We start from the raw sequence: 2497 nt of genomic DNA, 5'->3' as shown, positions 1-2497 counted from the left end.
GGCCCTTGGCGTCCGAGCGGTCCTTCAGGGCGGCGTCGTACAACTCACGCCGGGAGACACCATGGGCGACGGCCGCCTCGGCGACGGCCTCGGAGAGGCGTCGTCCCGACCCGGTGGCGAGCCGCACGCTGGCCAACGCCTCCGGCAGGCTGCCTCCCGAAGTACCGGCGCCCTCGATCACCACCGTGATCTCGCCACGCACCTCACCTTGGGCCCAGGCAGCCAGCTCGGCCAGGCCACCGCGCAGCACCTCTTCGTGGGTCTTGGTCAGCTCTCGGCAGACCACCGCGCGCCGCTCGGCGCCGAACGCCTCGACCGCGTCGGCGAGGAAGGCGTCCAGTCGGTGCGGGGCCTCGAAGAACACCATGGTGCGCTGCTCGGCGGCCAGCCCGGCGAGCCGGGCGCGACGCTCACCGCGCTTGCGGGGCAGGAAGCCCTCGAAGCAGAACCGGTCGGTGGGCAGGCCGGAGACCGCCAACGCGGTCAGCACCGCCGACGGCCCGGGCACCGCGGTCACCGTCACTCCGGCGGCGGCAGCTGCCGCGACCAGCCGGTAGCCCGGGTCGGAGACGGCCGGCATCCCGGCGTCGGACACCACGACCACGCGGCGTCCGTCCAGCAGTTGGGCGACCAGTCCGTCCACCCGGGCCGCCTCGTTGCCGTCGAAGAACGACACCACCGACGCCTCGGGCGCCACCCCGAGCCGGCGGCACAGGTCACGGAATTTGCGGGTGTCCTCGGCGGCGATCACATCGGCCTCAGCGAGCGCGGCCAGCAGCGCCGGTGCCGCGCCGGCGGCGTTCCCGATCGGGGTGCCGGCCAGCACCAGCACACCCGGTTCGCTCATGCGTCCTACCCTTCCACATCACAGCGGCAAGAGGTTGCCCGCGATCTCCTAGGATGGCGCGGTGACCGAAGCCGCACCCACGTCCCTGGCGAGCAGCACGCCCGCGACCGCGACCGAGGTGCCCGGCGACGCCATGAGCCGGTGGACTCCGCCGGCCGTCCGCCCCGGAAGCCGCTGGCAGCCGCCGAACTCGCGCGACGATCTGAGCACCGTCGAACGGCTGCGCGACGGCACCATGCGCGACACCGCCGCCGGCTGGGTCGTCACCCTGTCGATCACGCTGCTGGCATTCCTGATCCGCATCCAGAACCTGGGCTACCCGAAGAACCTGGTCTTCGACGAGACCTACTACGCCAAGGACGCCTGGACGCTGCTGCACTTCGGCTACGAACGCAACTGGCCCGACAACGCCAACGACGCGATCGTGGCGGGCAACGTCACCGGCTGGTCCGACAGTGCCGAGTTCGTCGTCCACCCGCCGCTGGGCAAATGGCTGATCGCGCTCGGCGAGCAGTGGTTCGGGATGAACGCGTTCGGCTGGCGGTTCATGGCCTGCGTGTTCGGCTCGCTGCTGGTCTTCGCCACCATCCGGCTGGCCCGTCGGCTCTCCCGCTCCACACTGATCGGCGGCATCGCCGGCATTCTGCTGACCCTGGACGGGCTGGCCTTCGTGATGAGCCGGACCGCCCTGCTGGACATCTTCCAGGCCGTGTTTCTGGTGGCTGCGGTGGCCTGCTGCGTCGCCGACCGGGACTGGTACCGGCACCGGCTGGCCGATCTGCTGGACCGCTCCGGACGGCCCGACTTCGGCGGCAGCTTCGGCCCGATCGTCTGGCTGCGGCCGTGGCGGCTGGCCGCCGGGGTGATGTTCGGCGCGGCGCTGGGCTGCAAATGGAACTCGGTCTTCGTGCTCGCCGTGTTCGGCATCCTCGGCGTGCTCTGGGACGTCGGCGCGCGCCGGCTGGCCGGTGCCGATTGGCGCTCGTGGCTGGCGGTGCTGGTGGACGGCATTCCGGCCTTCATCCGAATGGTCGTGGTCGCGGTGGCGGTCTACCTGTCCACCTGGACGGGCTGGCTGATGACCACCGGCGGCTACGACCGGAACTGGGGCCAGGACAATCCCGACCACCCGTGGGTGGCCGCGTTCGGCGAACGATTCGCCTCGCTGCTGTGGTACCACAAGGAGATTTACGAGTTCCACACCGGCGACTACATCAACCAGGCCACCCATCCCTACGACGCGCACCCGGCCGGCTGGCTGGCGATGCTGCGGCCCACCGGCTTCGACGCGGTCAACGACATCGCCCCCGGGACGGACGGCTGCGTCGGCCCCGAGAACTGCATCCGGGTGATCTCGGCGATGGGCACCCCGGTGCTGTGGTGGATGGCCGCGATCGCCCTGGTGGTCTGCGTGGTGTGGTGGATCGGCGGACGCGACTGGCGCTTCGGCGTCCCGGTGCTGGCGGCGATGGCGACCTACCTGCCGTGGTTCAACTACACCGACCGGCCCCAGTTCTTCTTCTACGCGATCACCATCATTCCGTTCACCGTGACCGGGTTGGCGATGGTGATGGGGTTGATCCTCGGCCCGGCGAACAGTCCCGGACGGCGACGCGGCGCGATCATCGTCGGCGTCGCGGTCGCCCTGGT

The 2497-nt window shown here is 70.8% G+C and carries 2 protein-coding genes; one reads left to right on the top strand and one right to left on the bottom strand.

Annotation, left to right across the window (positions count from 1 at the left end):
- Positions 1-847 (bottom strand): 16S rRNA (cytidine(1402)-2'-O)-methyltransferase (gene rsmI, locus Q0066_RS12840; protein WP_298133484.1); only part of this gene is annotated, 847 nt, incomplete at its 3' end.
- A 202-nt stretch (positions 848-1049) separates the two neighbouring features.
- Between rsmI and Q0066_RS12835 the strand changes: the two genes are divergently transcribed.
- A partial coding sequence (locus Q0066_RS12835; protein WP_298133499.1) for a phospholipid carrier-dependent glycosyltransferase occupies positions 1050-2497 on the top strand: 1448 nt, incomplete at its 3' end.

The sequence above is a fragment of the Micropruina sp. genome (genome assembly GCF_027492755.1).
GTDB lineage: Bacteria > Actinomycetota > Actinomycetes > Propionibacteriales > Propionibacteriaceae > Micropruina.
Note: the sequence above shows the minus strand (reverse complement) of the source record. Positions and strands in the feature narration are given on the sequence as shown.